Source organism: Bifidobacterium pluvialisilvae (assembly GCF_019331695.1).
Classification (GTDB): Bacteria; Actinomycetota; Actinomycetes; order Actinomycetales; family Bifidobacteriaceae; genus Galliscardovia; species Galliscardovia pluvialisilvae.
In genome coordinates this window covers 238143-251176 of record NZ_JAHBBI010000001.1, presented here as the reverse complement: position 1 = coordinate 251176, position 13034 = coordinate 238143, and the positions used below count along the sequence as shown (strand labels likewise).

The 13034-nt window shown below is 65.7% G+C and carries 14 protein-coding genes; 3 read left to right on the top strand and 11 right to left on the bottom strand.

Annotation, left to right across the window (positions count from 1 at the left end; translation table 11 throughout):
• Positions 1-24: 24 nt before the first annotated feature.
• The 9 genes from typA to KIH77_RS00945 form a co-directional block, all read right to left on the bottom strand.
• Positions 25-1947: a translational GTPase TypA gene (gene typA / locus KIH77_RS00985; RefSeq protein ID WP_219099218.1), complete on the bottom strand. Its 1923-nt coding sequence runs from the start codon at positions 1945-1947 to the stop codon at positions 25-27.
• Between the two features lie 137 nt (positions 1948-2084).
• On the bottom strand, positions 2085-2696 hold the full coding sequence (gene scpB / locus KIH77_RS00980) for an SMC-Scp complex subunit ScpB (protein ID WP_219099217.1): 612 nt from the start codon (positions 2694-2696) through the stop codon (positions 2085-2087).
• Positions 2696-3586: a segregation and condensation protein A gene (locus KIH77_RS00975; protein WP_236024381.1), complete on the bottom strand. Its 891-nt coding sequence runs from the start codon at positions 3584-3586 to the stop codon at positions 2696-2698. The genes scpB and KIH77_RS00975 overlap by 1 nt, the downstream gene beginning before the upstream one ends.
• A gap of 9 nt (positions 3587-3595) precedes the next feature.
• Complete coding sequence (locus tag KIH77_RS00970) at positions 3596-4435, bottom strand: ParA family protein (protein ID WP_219099215.1); 840 nt, start codon at positions 4433-4435, stop codon at positions 3596-3598.
• A gap of 44 nt (positions 4436-4479) precedes the next feature.
• A complete protein-coding gene (gene xerD / locus KIH77_RS00965; RefSeq protein WP_219099214.1) occupies positions 4480-5394 on the bottom strand; it encodes a site-specific tyrosine recombinase XerD in 915 nt (304 codons plus the stop codon).
• Between the two features lie 113 nt (positions 5395-5507).
• Complete coding sequence (gene rplT, locus KIH77_RS00960) at positions 5508-5891, bottom strand: 50S ribosomal protein L20 (protein WP_219099213.1); 384 nt, start codon at positions 5889-5891, stop codon at positions 5508-5510.
• Between the two features lie 51 nt (positions 5892-5942).
• Complete coding sequence (rpmI, locus tag KIH77_RS00955) at positions 5943-6137, bottom strand: 50S ribosomal protein L35 (RefSeq protein WP_109137245.1); 195 nt, start codon at positions 6135-6137, stop codon at positions 5943-5945.
• Positions 6118-6843, bottom strand: coding sequence for a translation initiation factor IF-3 (gene infC / locus KIH77_RS00950; protein ID WP_219099327.1), 726 nt, complete (start codon positions 6841-6843; stop codon positions 6118-6120). Before infC ends, rpmI begins: the two co-directional genes overlap by 20 nt.
• A gap of 290 nt (positions 6844-7133) precedes the next feature.
• The gene (locus tag KIH77_RS00945; RefSeq protein WP_236024353.1) at positions 7134-8903 is read right to left on the bottom strand and encodes a spermidine synthase; all 1770 of its coding nucleotides are present in this window, start codon (positions 8901-8903) and stop codon (positions 7134-7136) included.
• Positions 8904-9031: 128 nt separating this feature from the next.
• Here KIH77_RS00945 and KIH77_RS00940 point away from each other — a divergent pair, with 128 nt between their 5' ends.
• Positions 9032-9388 carry a VOC family protein gene (locus tag KIH77_RS00940; protein ID WP_219099212.1) on the top strand — a complete coding sequence of 119 codons (357 nt, stop codon included), beginning with the start codon at positions 9032-9034 and terminating at the stop codon, positions 9386-9388.
• A gap of 31 nt (positions 9389-9419) precedes the next feature.
• On the opposite strand, the gene KIH77_RS00935 is transcribed toward KIH77_RS00940, so the two are convergent.
• Positions 9420-10217, bottom strand: coding sequence for a Cof-type HAD-IIB family hydrolase (locus tag KIH77_RS00935; RefSeq protein ID WP_219099211.1), 798 nt, complete (start codon positions 10215-10217; stop codon positions 9420-9422).
• 102 nt (positions 10218-10319) lie between these two features.
• Between KIH77_RS00935 and KIH77_RS00930 the strand changes: the two genes are divergently transcribed.
• Together KIH77_RS00930 and KIH77_RS00925 are read left to right on the top strand one after the other, a co-directional pair.
• On the top strand, positions 10320-10835 hold the full coding sequence (locus KIH77_RS00930; RefSeq protein ID WP_219099210.1) for a PH domain-containing protein: 516 nt from the start codon (positions 10320-10322) through the stop codon (positions 10833-10835).
• Positions 10832-12502, top strand: coding sequence for a PH domain-containing protein (locus KIH77_RS00925; protein WP_219099209.1), 1671 nt, complete (start codon positions 10832-10834; stop codon positions 12500-12502). The genes KIH77_RS00930 and KIH77_RS00925 overlap by 4 nt, the downstream gene beginning before the upstream one ends.
• Before the next feature lie 62 nt (positions 12503-12564).
• Here KIH77_RS00925 and KIH77_RS00920 read toward each other — a convergent pair whose 3' ends face one another.
• On the bottom strand, positions 12565-12969 hold the full coding sequence (locus tag KIH77_RS00920; protein ID WP_109137259.1) for a pyridoxamine 5'-phosphate oxidase family protein: 405 nt from the start codon (positions 12967-12969) through the stop codon (positions 12565-12567).
• Positions 12970-13034 lie beyond the last annotated feature (65 nt).

Here is a 13034-nt window from a genome sequence, read left to right as displayed (position 1 = left end):
AACGAGCGTCAGAACAACTACTTGTTACTTGTTGTTGTTCTGACGACGCTGCTTGGCGCGCCACTTGTACCATTCGTCGCGGCTGAGGATGATCTTGCGCACGCGGATGGCCTCCGGGGTGACCTCCACGCACTCGTCCTCGTTGGCGAAGTCCAAGGACTCCTCGAGGCTCATCTTGATCGGCGGGGTGAGGGTTTCGAGCACGTCGGCGGTGGCGGAGCGCATGTTGGTCATGTGCTTGGCCAGCGTGATGTTCACATCGAGCTCGTCGGGCTTGTTGTTGATGCCGACGACCTGGCCCTCGTACACCGGGGACTGCGGCTCGACGAAGAAGTTGCCACGGGCCTGCAGACGCTGCATGGCGTACGGGGTGGCGACGCCCTGACGGTCGGAGACCATGGAGCCGTTCTGGCGGATGACGATCTCACCGGCCCACGGGGCGTAGCCCGCGGAGATGGAGGAGGCGATGCCGGTGCCGCGGGTGGCGCTCAGCAGCGCGGTGCGGAAGCCGATGAGGCCGCGGGACGGCACGGTGAACTGCAGACGCACCCAGCCGGAGCCGTGGTTGGTCATGTTGTCCATACGGCCCTTGCGGTCGGCCATGAGCTGGGTGACGGCGCCCATGTACTCCTCGGGCACGTCGATGGTGGTGTTCTCCATAGGCTCGTTGATCTTGCCGTCGATGGTCTTGGTGACCACCTGCGGGCGGCCGACGGTCAGCTCGTAGCCCTCGCGGCGCATCTGCTCGGCGAGCACGGCCAGCGCGAGTTCGCCACGTCCCTGGACCTCCCAGGCGTCCGGGCGCTCGGTGGGCAGCACCTTGATGGACACGTTGCCGATGAGCTCGCGGTCGAGACGGTCCTTGATCATGCGGGCGGTGAGCTTGTGGTCCTTGCCTTCGGTGCCGGCCAGCGGGGAGTCGTTGACGCCGAAGGTCATGGAGATGGCCGGGTCGTCGACGTGGATGAGCGGCAGCGGCTTGGGGTCGTTGGGGTCGACGATGGTCTCGCCGATCATGATGTCGTTGACGCCGGCGACGGCGACGATGTCGCCGGGGCCCGCCTCGTCGACCGGCTGGCGGTCGAGGCCCTGGGTGCGCAGCAGCTCGGAGACGCGGAAGTTCTCGAGGGATCCGTCCACGCGGGACAGGCCGTAGGTGGCGCCCTTCTTCAGGGTGCCGTTGTAGATGCGGACCAGGCCGAGTCGTCCGAGGAAGTCGGAGGAGTCGATGTTGGCCACGTGGGCCTGCAGCGGGGCGCCCTCCTCGTATTCGGGGGCGGGGATGTTGGAGATGATGGCCTCGAACAGCGGCTCGAGGTTGTCGTTGTCGGGCAGGCCGCCGTCGGCGGGCTGGTTGGTGGAGGCATAGCCGGCCTTGGCGGCGCAGTAGATGACCGGCATGTCGAGCAGCTGGTCGAGGTCGAGGTCGATGCCCTCGTGCTGCACATCGTCGGCGAGGCCGAGCAGCAGGTCGGAGGTCTCGCCCACGACCTCCTCGATGCGGGCGTCGGGACGGTCCACCTTGTTGACGCACAGGATGACCGGCAGCTTGGCCTCGAGGGCCTTGCGCAGCACGAAGCGGGTCTGCGGCAGCGGGCCTTCGGAGGCGTCCACGAGCAGGACGACGCCGTCGACCATGGAGATGCCGCGCTCCACCTCGCCGCCGAAGTCGGCGTGGCCGGGGGTGTCGATGATGTTGAGGGTGATGCCTTCGGGGTGGCCGTACTTGGCGGCCAGCGGGCCGGTGTATTCCACGGCCGTGTTCTTGGCGAGAATGGTGATGCCCTTCTCGCGTTCCAGATCGTTGGAGTCCATGACACGATCCGGTACTTCCTCGCGCTCGTTGAACACGTGGGACTGCTGGAGCATAGCGTTCACCAGCGTGGTCTTGCCGTGGTCGACGTGAGCCACAATCGCCACATTACGGATATCACCGCGTACCGCCATCGAAAACCTCTCTTAGTTGACTGTCTATTTGCGTCTCGAATGGATGATTTCGGAAAAAATGGTTCTGTCTTTATCCCTGAAATACACAAACCGCACCAATGATAGCCGGATTCCTTGACAGGGCGGAACCGTTCCGGCTACGCCTCCGCCTCGGCCACGGATTCGGGCAGGAACGGCGCCAGCGAGGGCAGTTCGTCGAGACCGTCGATGCCCATGAGCTCCAGGAACAGGTCGCTGGTGGCGAGTAGCGCGGCGTGGGTCTCCTCGTCCAGGCCCTGTTCGACGACAAGCCCGCGGAGGGTGAGCGACCGGATGACGCCGTCGGAGTTGACGCCGCGGATCGCCGTCACCTGCGCGCGTGTGACGGGCTGTCGGTAGGCGATGATGGCGAGCGTCTCCGACGCGGCCTGGGAGAGCCGGGAGGTCTGTCCGTCGGTGACGAGGGCGCGGACGACCGGCTCGAACTCACGCCTGCTGGCGAGCTGCCATCCGCGCACGGTGTGACGCAGTTCGAATCCCCTGGCAGGACCGGAACCGTCGCCGGCGTAATCGTCGCGCAGTCCACGCAGCGCGTCCTTCACCTGTTCGGCGTCGACGTCCAGCACCCGTGCCAGATCGGATTCGCGGAGGGGACGGTCCGTGACGATGAGCAGGGCCTCGAGACACGGGCGCAGGCCTCCGGGAAGGTGGCCTGCTCCATGGCCGGTCGTCGGCGTCGCGGGGGTCTCCCCCGTTTTCGGTTCGGTCATCAGGCGAAATCCCTTTCTTCGATGGTCGGCGCGTCCGGGGCGATGCCGACGGCGATGTCGCCGATGCCTCCGTTGGTCGGTATCGCGGATTCGTCGCTCGCCCACCGCAGGTGGAGTTCGGCGTACGGCCGGCTCTGCCGTATCTGGACGGAGCCCTGTCTGAAGAACGCGAGGATGGCGAGAAACCGCGCCGCGATCTCCATGTTCGATGTGGTGTCGGCCGTCAGCGCGGCGAATGTGGTCGCGCCGCCGTGCGGCAGTGCACGCAGCCGGTCGCGCACGATGGCGGCCTGTCGGCGCAGGTCGACCAGGGGCACGTGCAGCTGTTCGACGGAGACCTCGTCGGCGGGCGCGTTGGACAGGGCGTGGGCGGCCAGGGCGGCGAGCGTCTGCAGGGAGGTCGTCCACGTCAGCGGCGGCAGCATCGCGGCGATGTCGTCGCCGGCGTATCCGGGGTGGGCGACGCGTCCTGTGTTCTCGGCGATGCGGGCGCGGAAGTCCATCCCGGCCTGTTTGAACGCCTTGTACTGCAGGAGCCTGGCGAACAGCAGGTCGCGTTCGCGCAGCGCCTCCATATCGTGCCCGTCCCCTTCGCCGTCCCCGTCCGCGGGCAGGATGGCGGCGCTTTTGGCTTCGACGAGCACCGCGGCGACGTCGAGGAACGCGCTGGCCTCGTCCATGTTCCGTTCGAGATCCATCGCGTCGATGTGGCGCATGAACTCGTCGGTGATGACGGCGAGCGATACCTCGGTCAGTTCGAGCCGCCTGCCGGCGAGCATGTCGAGGAGCACGTCGAACGGCCCCTGATAGGCGTCGAGCGTGACGGTGAATCCGGAGCCGGGGCGCATCCCGGTCCCGGACGGCGGACCGGGACGGTCCTGTGGCCGCATCATGCGCCGTCAGCGGACCACGCCGCGGGCCACGAGTTCACGCGCCACCTCGCGGTATTCCTTGGCGGTCTTGTGCTGCGGGGAGTACATGGTGATCGGCGCGGCGGCGATGGTGGCGTCGGGCAGTTTGATGGACCTGGTGATGACCGTATGGAACACCTTGTCCTGGAACGCCTCGTAGATGCGCTGCAGCACCTCCTCGGAGTGCAGGGTGCGGGTGTACATGGTCACGAGCACGCCGTCGATGCGCAGCTGCGGGTTGATGCGGCTCTTGACCTTTTCGATGGACTGCATGAGCAGCGCCACGCCACGCAGGGCGAAGAACTCCGCGGCGACGGGGATGACGACGCCGTCGGCGGCGGTCAGGGCGTTGACGGTGAGCAGGCCGAGGGAGGGCTGGCAGTCGATGATGATGACGTCGTATTCGTCGCGCAGCGGCCGCAGGACCTGGGCGAGCACCTGTTCGCGGCCGACCTCGGTGACGAGCTGCACCTCCGCGGCGGACAGGTCGATGTTCGCGGGGATGATGTCGAGGTCGGGGAACCGGGTGGGGTGGATGACGTCGTGCGGGTCCATGGACGTGTTGAACATGGCGGTGTAGATGGTGTTGTCCACGGAGTTCGCGTTGATGCCGAGCCCGACGGACGACGCGCCCTGCGGATCGAAGTCGACGATGAGCACCTTGCGTCCGAAGTTGGTGAGGGCGCCGGCGATGTTGATGGAGGATGTGGTCTTGCCTACGCCGCCCTTTTGGTTGCACATGGCGATGATGGTCGCAGGTCCGTGGTGTTCCAAAGCTTCCGGCGCGGGAAAGGTCTCGTATGCGCGCCCCAACAGATCAGTAGGCATAGACCCCATGCTAACAACAGCCGTGCATCGGGCGGGGCATGGCCCTATCGTGCGCGCGGATGCGAGGCAGCATAGGTCTCCATGAGGGTCTGCGGGCTGACGTGCGTGTAGATCTGCGTGGTGGTGACGGACGCGTGTCCGAGCAGCTCCTGCACGCTGCGCACGTCGGCGCCGCCTTGGATCAGATGCGTGGCGAAGGAGTGGCGCAGCGTGTGCGGGTGCAGCGGCCTGGTGATGCCGGCCCGGCGTCCGGCGAGGCGCACGATCTCCCAGACCGACTGCCGTGAGAGCCGGCGTCCGCGCTTGTTGAGGAACACGGCCCTCATCTCCGGGGCCGTCCCCGCCCTGCCCATCAGCTCGGTGCGTCCGGATGCCAGATAGTCGCGCAGGGCGGCACAGGCGTAGGAGCCCACGGGCACGAGCCGTTGCTTCGACCCCTTGCCCATGAGCCTGGCCACATGCGATTCGAGGTCGATGTCGTTCAGGTCGGCGCCCACGGCCTCGGAGACGCGGCAGCCGGTGGCGTACATGAATTCGAGGAGCGCCTTGTCGCGCAGGCCCACGGCGTCGTCGGGCTTCTGCGGCGCCGCGGCATCGAGGAGCGCCGCCACCTCGTCGATGGTGAGCACGTCGGGCAGGGTGCCGGGGCTTTTCGGCGCCTTGACGTCTTCGGAGACGTCGGCCGGAGCCTTGCCCTCGGCGACGATGAACCGGTGCAGCTCATGCACGGCCGCAAGCCGTCGTGCCCGGCTGCGGGCGCTTTCCCCGGCGAGCGACGAGACGAAGTCCTCGACGTCCCGCCTGCCGATGGCGGCCGGCGCGTCGATGCCCCGTGAGGACAGCCAGGCCGTGTACCGTCCGAGGTCGGAGCGGTATGCGGCGATGGTCGATCTCGCGAGCCCCCGTTCCACGTCGATGTATGCGAGGAACCGTTCGACAAGTCCATCCAGTTCGGTCATATCAGGCAATCATAGCGGGTCCGCCGCGCGCCCCCCGTCTCCCCGGATACCACAAGGGCCGTGGAGTCCCGTCATGTGCGGGAATCCACGGCCCTGTATATCGGGAAACGCTATCAGGCGTTGACCGGGGCGTTCACGTCCTCGGGGAGGGCGGCCTTGGCGGCCTCCACGATGGTCTTGAACGTGTCGGGGTCGGAGACGGCGATCTCGGCGAGGGCGCGGCGGTCCAGGTCGATGTCGGCCAGGCGCAGACCCTGGATGAAGCGGTTGTAGGTGATGCCTTCGGCGCGGACGGCGGCGTTGATGCGCTGAATCCACAGCTTGCGGAAGTCACCCTTGCGGGCCTTGCGGTCGCGGAAGTTGTAGTTGAAGGAGTGCAGCAGCTGTTCCTTGGCCTTGCGGTAGAGGCGGGAACGCTGGCCACGGTAGCCCGAGGCCCTTTCGAGAACGACGCGACGCTTCTTGTGGGCGTTGACTGCGCGCTTTACACGTGCCATATGTTATTTCCTCAGCTTTCTAATACGTCTTGTATGCGTTCAACCCACGGATCAGTGGTTGAGCATGTTCTTCAGGTTCGCGGTCTGGGTCTTGGCGAGGACCTTGTCGGCCTTCAGGGCGCGACGGACGCGAGCCGACTTGTGCTCGAGGTTGTGGCGCATGGAGCTGCCAGCGTGCATCAGCTTGCCCGTGCCGGTGACGCGGACGCGCTTGGATGCAGCGGAGTTACTTTTCATCTTCGGCATTGCTGCCCTCCTTGTGAGTGGTGTTCTTCGAGGAAGAGTTCTTCAGTTCAGCGCTGGCCACTGCCGCGGCCTCGGCCTGGGCTTCCTTCTTGGCCGCCAGGCGTGCGGCCTGACGGGCCTGTCGCTCGGCATGGGCGGAGGCGCCGCGTCGACGCTGCTCGGACTGGGTGTGCACCTTCTTGCCCTTCGGGGCGAGCACCATGATGATGTTGCGGCCGTCCTGACGGGGCTGGGATTCGATGGTGCCCAGTTCGGAGACCTCGTCGGCAAGGCGACGCAGCAGTTCGACGCCGCCGATGGGGCGGGACTGCTCGCGGCCACGCAGCATGATGGTGACCTTCACCTTGTCGCCGCCGGAGAGGAAGCGCTCCACATGACCCTTCTTGACGTCGAAGTCATGGTCGTCGATCTTCAGGCGGAAACGAATCTCCTTAATCTCGGCGGTGCTCTGGTTGCGACGTGCCTCGCGCGCCTTGATCTTCTCGTTGTACTTGTACTTGCCGTAGTCAATAAGCTTGGCCACCGGCGGCTTGGCGTTCGGCGCCACCTCGACGAGGTCGAGGCTGGCCTCACGCGCCAGATTCAGCGCGACCGAGGTTGCGATGACGCCCACCTGCTCGCCCTTCGGGCCGATCAGGCGTACTTGCGGTACGCGAATCTCTTCGTTGATACGTGGTTCGGCGCTAATGATGACTCCATTCCCTATTGCCCGGCGAAATCCTATCTGCGTCCGAAACTACAGCGCGCACGTGAATCACATGCTCAGGAATGTGCAAGACCGCAAACGGCCATCATACGAATTCCCCAGGAGCTTCCGCCCCCTCATACGAGATGCCTCTCGTAAGGCTGTATGCCTTGGACCCGAAACCATAAGAGGCTTCCAGGTGGGATTTCTCCACTTTCTTGATTACTCAAGCCTTGAAGATAATACCACGGTTTTTCCGATACGCAACCGGCATGTCGCGTCAGCATGACACGGCGTCGGCCGCCGCCGGCCTACCGCACGGCCTTGAGCAGTCCTTGGATGCCCTGTTCCCTGAGGATCGTACGGTATGGTCCGGCCTGTTCGGCGATGAGCTGGTCGATGGCCTTCATGCCGAGCAGCTCGACGGGCGCCTTGTCGTCAGTGAGGATGAGCGACTGGTCTCCGAAGTCGGACGAGGGGTCGCGCACGGCGCTCATCCTGCCCGCGACCCCGCCCATGTATGCGGCGAGGTCCTGGTCGCCGGTGCGTCGCAGCGTGGTCTCGACCAGCGATTCGGCCTTCGTGTCGCGCAGCATCGTGCTGGTCACCGGCTCGCCGACCGTGTCGATGCCGCCGGTTTTGCGCCATGAGTCGTCGCATGACGTCGCCGGGCGGGCGAATTTCCTCGTCTCCCTTGCGGTGGGGGCCTTGGCGAACAGTTCACGGTTCGTCGTGCCGGGCACGTCGGCGGTGTATGTGGTGCCTACACGGCAGGCGCCGTTGAACACGTTGGCGATGGTCGTCTGCAGCGCCTCGTTGATCGACCCCTGGCCGTCGGAGATCATGTTCATGTTGACGACCATCACGCCGCCGGGGTTGAGGTGCCTGCGCACCATGGAGAAGAACTCGTCGGAGCTCATCTGGAACGGGATGGTGATGTCCTGGTACGCGTCGACCATGATGACGTCGTATGTGTCGCGGCTGGCGGCGAGCCATGCGCGGCCGTCGTAGGTGCTCACGGGAATGTCGGCGGGCTCGTCGAAGTACTCCCCCGCCAGTTGGGTGATTCTGCCGTCGATCTCCACGCCCTGGATGCGCATCTTCGGATAGTACTTCTTGAGTTGGCGGGCGTAGGTGCCGGTGCCCATGCCGAGGATCAGCGCCGAATCGGCGTGGTCGGCGAGCGCCGGGGCCGCGAGCGCGGTGTCGTAGTACATGCCGGTGAGTCCTTCGGATTTCATGGTGACGGACTGTACGCCGAACAATACGTTGGTGGAGAGTATGGTGCGGTCGGCGAGGTTCTTGACCTGCAGGTAGTTGTAGATGGATTCGCCTTCGTAGGCGAGGGTCGCCTTGTTCTCCCAGAACGCGAAGCCGGTGAGCGGCGAGACGATGGCGCTGCCGACGAATATGACGACGGAGACGGCCGAGACGACGAGCCGCGCCCGGGCGGCGATGAAGTACGCCAGCGGCAGTACGAGCAGCATTCCGGAGAAGATGAGGAACGTCACGAACGTGCCGGCCGCGGGGATGGTGACGAACGTGGGCAGGAACGTGCCGAGGATGGATCCGACGGTGTTGCAGGCGGAGAGCCGGCCGACGACGGACGCGTTGTCGTCGAGCGAGTCGGTGGCGAATTTGTTGAGTCCGGGGGTGACGGTGCCGAGCAGGAACAGCGGCGGCACGAAGATGGCCATGCAGCTGACGAACGCGGCGATGACCAGGAAGTCCGTGGAGACGGTGACGATGAGCAGGCCGGAGACGAGCAGGATGATGTACTTGCCGACCAGCGGGATCAGCGATATCCATACGGCGGCGGCGAGGATGCGCAGGTACAGGCGGTCGGGGTCGGGGTTGCGGTCGGCCCATCGTCCACCGAACACGGCGCCCAGGGCGAGTGCGATCATGATGGTGCCGATGATGATGGTCCATACGATCTGCGAGCTGGAGAAGTACGGCGCGAGCAGGCGCGAGGCGCCGAGCTCGGCCGACATGACCGCCATGCCGGAGAAGAACTCGGTGACGTAGAGGAAGGTCTTCGATCTCAGTATCGGCCGTTCCTTCGCTTCGGTTTTCCTCATGGTCTTTCCCGCCCGTCCTGTATCTGGTTTCCGACTTCCCCATTATGCCGCCGGCGTACGGCTCCGTCATGCGTTTCGCCTCTACAATGAGACGTGAGTTGTTCCATCGACGAGGAAGGAGAACCATCATGATCGACCATCTGACCATCAAGGTGAAGGATTTCGATAGGGAGGCCGCGTTCTACGAGGCCGCGTTGGCGCCGCTCGGCTATGCGAAGGGTGCGGAGTTCCCCGGCGCCGTGCAGTTCGCCGCCGCGGACGGCTCCAGCGTGTGGGTGAGCCGGACGGACGGCGAGACGGCGCCGGTGCATGTGGCGTTCGGCACGAAGGACGAGGAGGCCGTCAAGGCGTTCCACAAGGCGGGTCTTGCGGCCGGTGGCACCGACAACGGCGAACCCGGCCCGCGCCCGAACTACGGGCCGACGTACTATGCGGCGTTCGTGCACGACCCCGAGGGCAACAACATCGAGGCCTGCATCCACTGATCCGCCGATTGCCGCCGCGCCTTATCGGCCTTCAGAGTACGCCGAAGTGCCTGAGCGCCTTGAGGATGCCGTCGTCGTCCACGGCGGCGGTGACGTAGTCGGCGGCGGCCTTCGCCTTGTCGCCGCCGGAGCCCATGGCCACGCCGATGCCGGCGTAGGCGAGCATGTCGGCGTCGTTGCCGCCGTCGCCGAACGCCATGGTCTCCTCCCGGGCGAATCCGTAGAGTTCCATGAACGTCCTGATGCCGGCCGGCTTGCCGCCGTCGGCGGGGATGAAGTCGCAGAACGAGGGATGCCAGCGCACCGACCGGCAGCCGGGCAGCATGGCGACGATTCGCGCCTCCTCGTCCTCGTCCACGAACGCGGAGAACTGGAAGGTGGGATGGTCGAACACACGGCGGACGTCGTCGATGACCAGCGACGGCGCCGTGGCGCCGAGACCGGCGTACTGCTCCCGGATCTTCGGCGTGATCTGGTTGAAGTACACGTAGTCCTCCTCGGCGAAGTTCGCGCCGACCTCGGGATGTGCGGCCAGATAGTCGAGGAAGATGCGCAGGTCGGTCTTGTCGATGTCGTGCGTCTTGAGGAAGCCATCGTCGTCGAAGCAGTACTGGCCGGTCATGGTCATGTAGCCGTCGAATTCGATGCCGAGCCGGCCGGTGACGATCTTCATCTGCGAGGGCGCGCGCCCCGTGGCGATGAACACCTTGATTCCCTTGGCCTTCAACGCCTCGATGGCGTCCTTGGTGGACTGCGGAACCCGGTGCGTCGTGAAGCTGGTCAGGGTGCCGTCGATGTCGAAGAACACGGCTTTGATCTGCTGCGCCATGGGAAACTCCTCCGTTGTGCGTACCGCCCTCAGCATACCAACGCCACCCGATGCGCGACGGCGCCTCGGACTGTTACGCTGAACGTGTCGAAGGAGGATGCGATGACCCAGGCCAATGGTGGACGTGTCGGCATGAAGCGGCGATGGCACAGCCTGCCCGCCTCGGTGAAACGGGTGTGGCTGCTGCGGGCCCTGTCGAGGGACGGTGCGGGCATGGCCGTCTGCGTGTCGGCGGCGCTGATATGCCGCGTTCTGGCCTGGTGGTCGATCTGGCATTGTCTGGTGCTGGGTTCAGTCGCGGCACTGTTGCTGCTGGACCTCGTCACCCAGCCGTTGCGTACGACATACTCCTACGCGTTCAACCGGTATTCGATAGGCGAGCACGACGTGATGCTGCACCGGGGATGGCTGCTGCGCGACACCACGACCATCCCCTACAACCGCGTGCAGCATGTGGAGACCAAGCAGGGGCCGCTGCTGCGGCGGTTCGGCCTGACCGCCGTGGAGATCCATACGGCCGTGGGCGAGCATGAGATTCCCGCGCTGACCGACGCGGACGCCGCGACGATCGTCGACCAGATCAGCGCACGCGTGCTCGCCTCGAAGGACGACGTATGACCGGCGGGAACGGACACGACGGACACGCCGCCCCGGCGGCCGGCGGAATCTGGCATCGAAACCACCCGCTGGCGCTGGTCATCGACATCACGGAACGGGTGCGTTCCCTGTTCGGCACAATCGTCTCACTGCTCGTGCTCGTCGCATGGATCCATCCGCCGCGCTGGGTCGTCTGGACGCTCATCACGCTCGCCGTGGCGGCGACGGTCCTGCGGCAGGTCGTCCTGTGGACGAGAAGACGCTATCGGCTTGGCAGCGACGGAGTCGCCCTGCGGACCGGCGTGTTCAACACCGTCGTCACGACCATCCCCTATGACCACATCCACACCATCAACGTAAACGTCCCGGTGTTCTTCAGGCCGTTCGGGCTGGCCGGCATCACCATCGACTCGGGCGGCATCTCCGACGGCTCGTCCATCGTGCTCACCGCGGTTCCGGCACGGCTGGCCGGGGAGCTGGAACGGTTGCGCGCGCGGGCGACGGATATGACGGATTCCACGGCCGGCCGCGCCGTCTCCCCATCCGCGCCCTCCCGCTCCTTATCCGCCCCCTCCCCCGCAACCGGGAACGCCGGCGCCGGACGGCTGGTGTTCCGCGCCTCGACGCGCGACACCGTGCTGTTCGCCCTGACCGACCTGGGATTCCTCGCCGCCTTGGCCGTGATCTACGGATTCGCCCAGAATCTGGGCGACCTGCTGCCCTCGGGCATGGTCGACGAGGCCGAATACGCCGTCTTCCGATACGCCGCCGGCAGCGTCACGGCCGCCGTCATGGTGGCGGCGGCCGTATTGGCGTCGATGCTCGTCGTCAGCGTCATCAAGTCGCTGCTGCTGTATCACCGGTTCGAGGTGTGGCGTCGTGGAGACGACCTCGTCATCGTCCGTGGTCTGTTCACCCGCCGCTCCGTCACCATTCCGGTGCACCGGGTGCAGACCATCATCATCCGCCGGTCGGCGCTACGCCGGATGCTGCGGCTGAGCTCGGTGCAGGTCGGTCTCACCACGCCGGGCAGCAAGGAGAGCGGGGACGATGCCGGCACCCGCGGCAACGTCCTGCCCGTCATCGGGGATGACAGGCTGTACGACACGCTTCACGCCATGCTGCCCGAATGGGATGTGCACGAGGTTCCCATCCGCCGCACCGCACGGGGCCTGGGACGGTATCTCCTGGCCATGCCCGTGGCGTGGACGCTCGCGGCCGCACTCGTCCTGACGGCGGCGGTGACGATCACGGCCCTCTTCCGCGGTTCGGCCGGGGGGACGTCGCTGTCCGAAGCCACGTTCCCGGCCGGCAATCCGGTTTTCGGACCGTGGTTCCATGTGCTATGGCTGCTGTGGCTGCTGATCCTTCCGGCGCTGGGCGGGGCATACGCCTGTGCCCGGCGCCTGCTGCAATGGCGCACGGAGGGGTATGCGCCGCTGCCGGACAACCGGATCGTCGTCACCGGTTCCCGGGGGCTCGCCTTCGTCACCATGATCACGTGCAGGTCACGCATCCAATATGTGCGTCGCCGCCGCTATGCGTGGCGTAGGAAGGCCGCGGTGGAGTCCATGGTCATGCCGCTGTTCGTGATGAACGGCTACTCGCGGCTGCGCTTCTCCGCCATCCGTTCCGCCGAAGCGCAACGAATCCATGACTGGGCGGTCGGGAACCCGCCGCAGGCATGAAAAAACGGAACGGAACCGGGAGCATGTCCACGGTTCCGTTCCGTTGTGGCAGGACGAACGAATCAGTCCTTGGCGATGGTCTTGCCGGCGTTCGGGCCGGAGGCGAGGTCCTCGATCTCGGTGATCTCGAGCACCGGGATGGCGGCGGGCTTCTTGGTGCCCTTCTCCTCGGCGACCTTCACCTGCTCCTCGTAGATGGCGTCGTCGGTGTGCAGCACGACGTTGCCGCGGAAGCGGTAGCCCTTCTTCTCCGCCAGGTTGGCGAAGGCGATGACGAGCTTGCCGTTGGCCTGCAGGTTCTTGTAGGCCTGGCCGGCGGTGCGCTCGTGGTAGGCGATGTGGTTGTCGTCGAGCACGAACAGCGACATCTTCGGGCCGAGGTCGAGCGTGCCGTCCTCGTTCTGGGTGGCGATCCAGCCCAGGTTGTTCTCGATGAAGGTCTTCATCTCAGCGGTGAGCGTTGCCATAATGCAAATCCTTTCAGCGTCGTTCAACATCCGGTTCCAGCGTACTCGCAGAGCACGGGGACACG

Coding starts and splice junctions, on each gene's coding strand:
- typA (WP_219099218.1), bottom strand. CDS start 1,947: ATGGCGGTACGCGGTGATATCCGTAATGTGGCGATTGTGGCTCACGTC.
- KIH77_RS00940 (WP_219099212.1), top strand. CDS start 9,032: ATGATCGACCATCTGACCATCAAGGTGAAGGATTTCGATAGGGAGGCC.
- KIH77_RS00920 (WP_109137259.1), bottom strand. CDS start 12,969: ATGGCAACGCTCACCGCTGAGATGAAGACCTTCATCGAGAACAACCTG.
- rpmI (WP_109137245.1), bottom strand. CDS start 6,137: ATGCCGAAGATGAAAAGTAACTCCGCTGCATCCAAGCGCGTCCGCGTC.
- KIH77_RS00930 (WP_219099210.1), top strand. CDS start 10,320: ATGACCCAGGCCAATGGTGGACGTGTCGGCATGAAGCGGCGATGGCAC.
- xerD (WP_219099214.1), bottom strand. CDS start 5,394: ATGACCGAACTGGATGGACTTGTCGAACGGTTCCTCGCATACATCGAC.
- KIH77_RS00945 (WP_236024353.1), bottom strand. CDS start 8,903: ATGAGGAAAACCGAAGCGAAGGAACGGCCGATACTGAGATCGAAGACC.
- KIH77_RS00975 (WP_236024381.1), bottom strand. CDS start 3,586: ATGCGGCCACAGGACCGTCCCGGTCCGCCGTCCGGGACCGGGATGCGC.
- rplT (WP_219099213.1), bottom strand. CDS start 5,891: ATGGCACGTGTAAAGCGCGCAGTCAACGCCCACAAGAAGCGTCGCGTC.
- scpB (WP_219099217.1), bottom strand. CDS start 2,696: ATGACCGAACCGAAAACGGGGGAGACCCCCGCGACGCCGACGACCGGC.
- KIH77_RS00970 (WP_219099215.1), bottom strand. CDS start 4,435: ATGCCTACTGATCTGTTGGGGCGCGCATACGAGACCTTTCCCGCGCCG.
- KIH77_RS00925 (WP_219099209.1), top strand. CDS start 10,832: ATGACCGGCGGGAACGGACACGACGGACACGCCGCCCCGGCGGCCGGC.
- KIH77_RS00935 (WP_219099211.1), bottom strand. CDS start 10,217: ATGGCGCAGCAGATCAAAGCCGTGTTCTTCGACATCGACGGCACCCTG.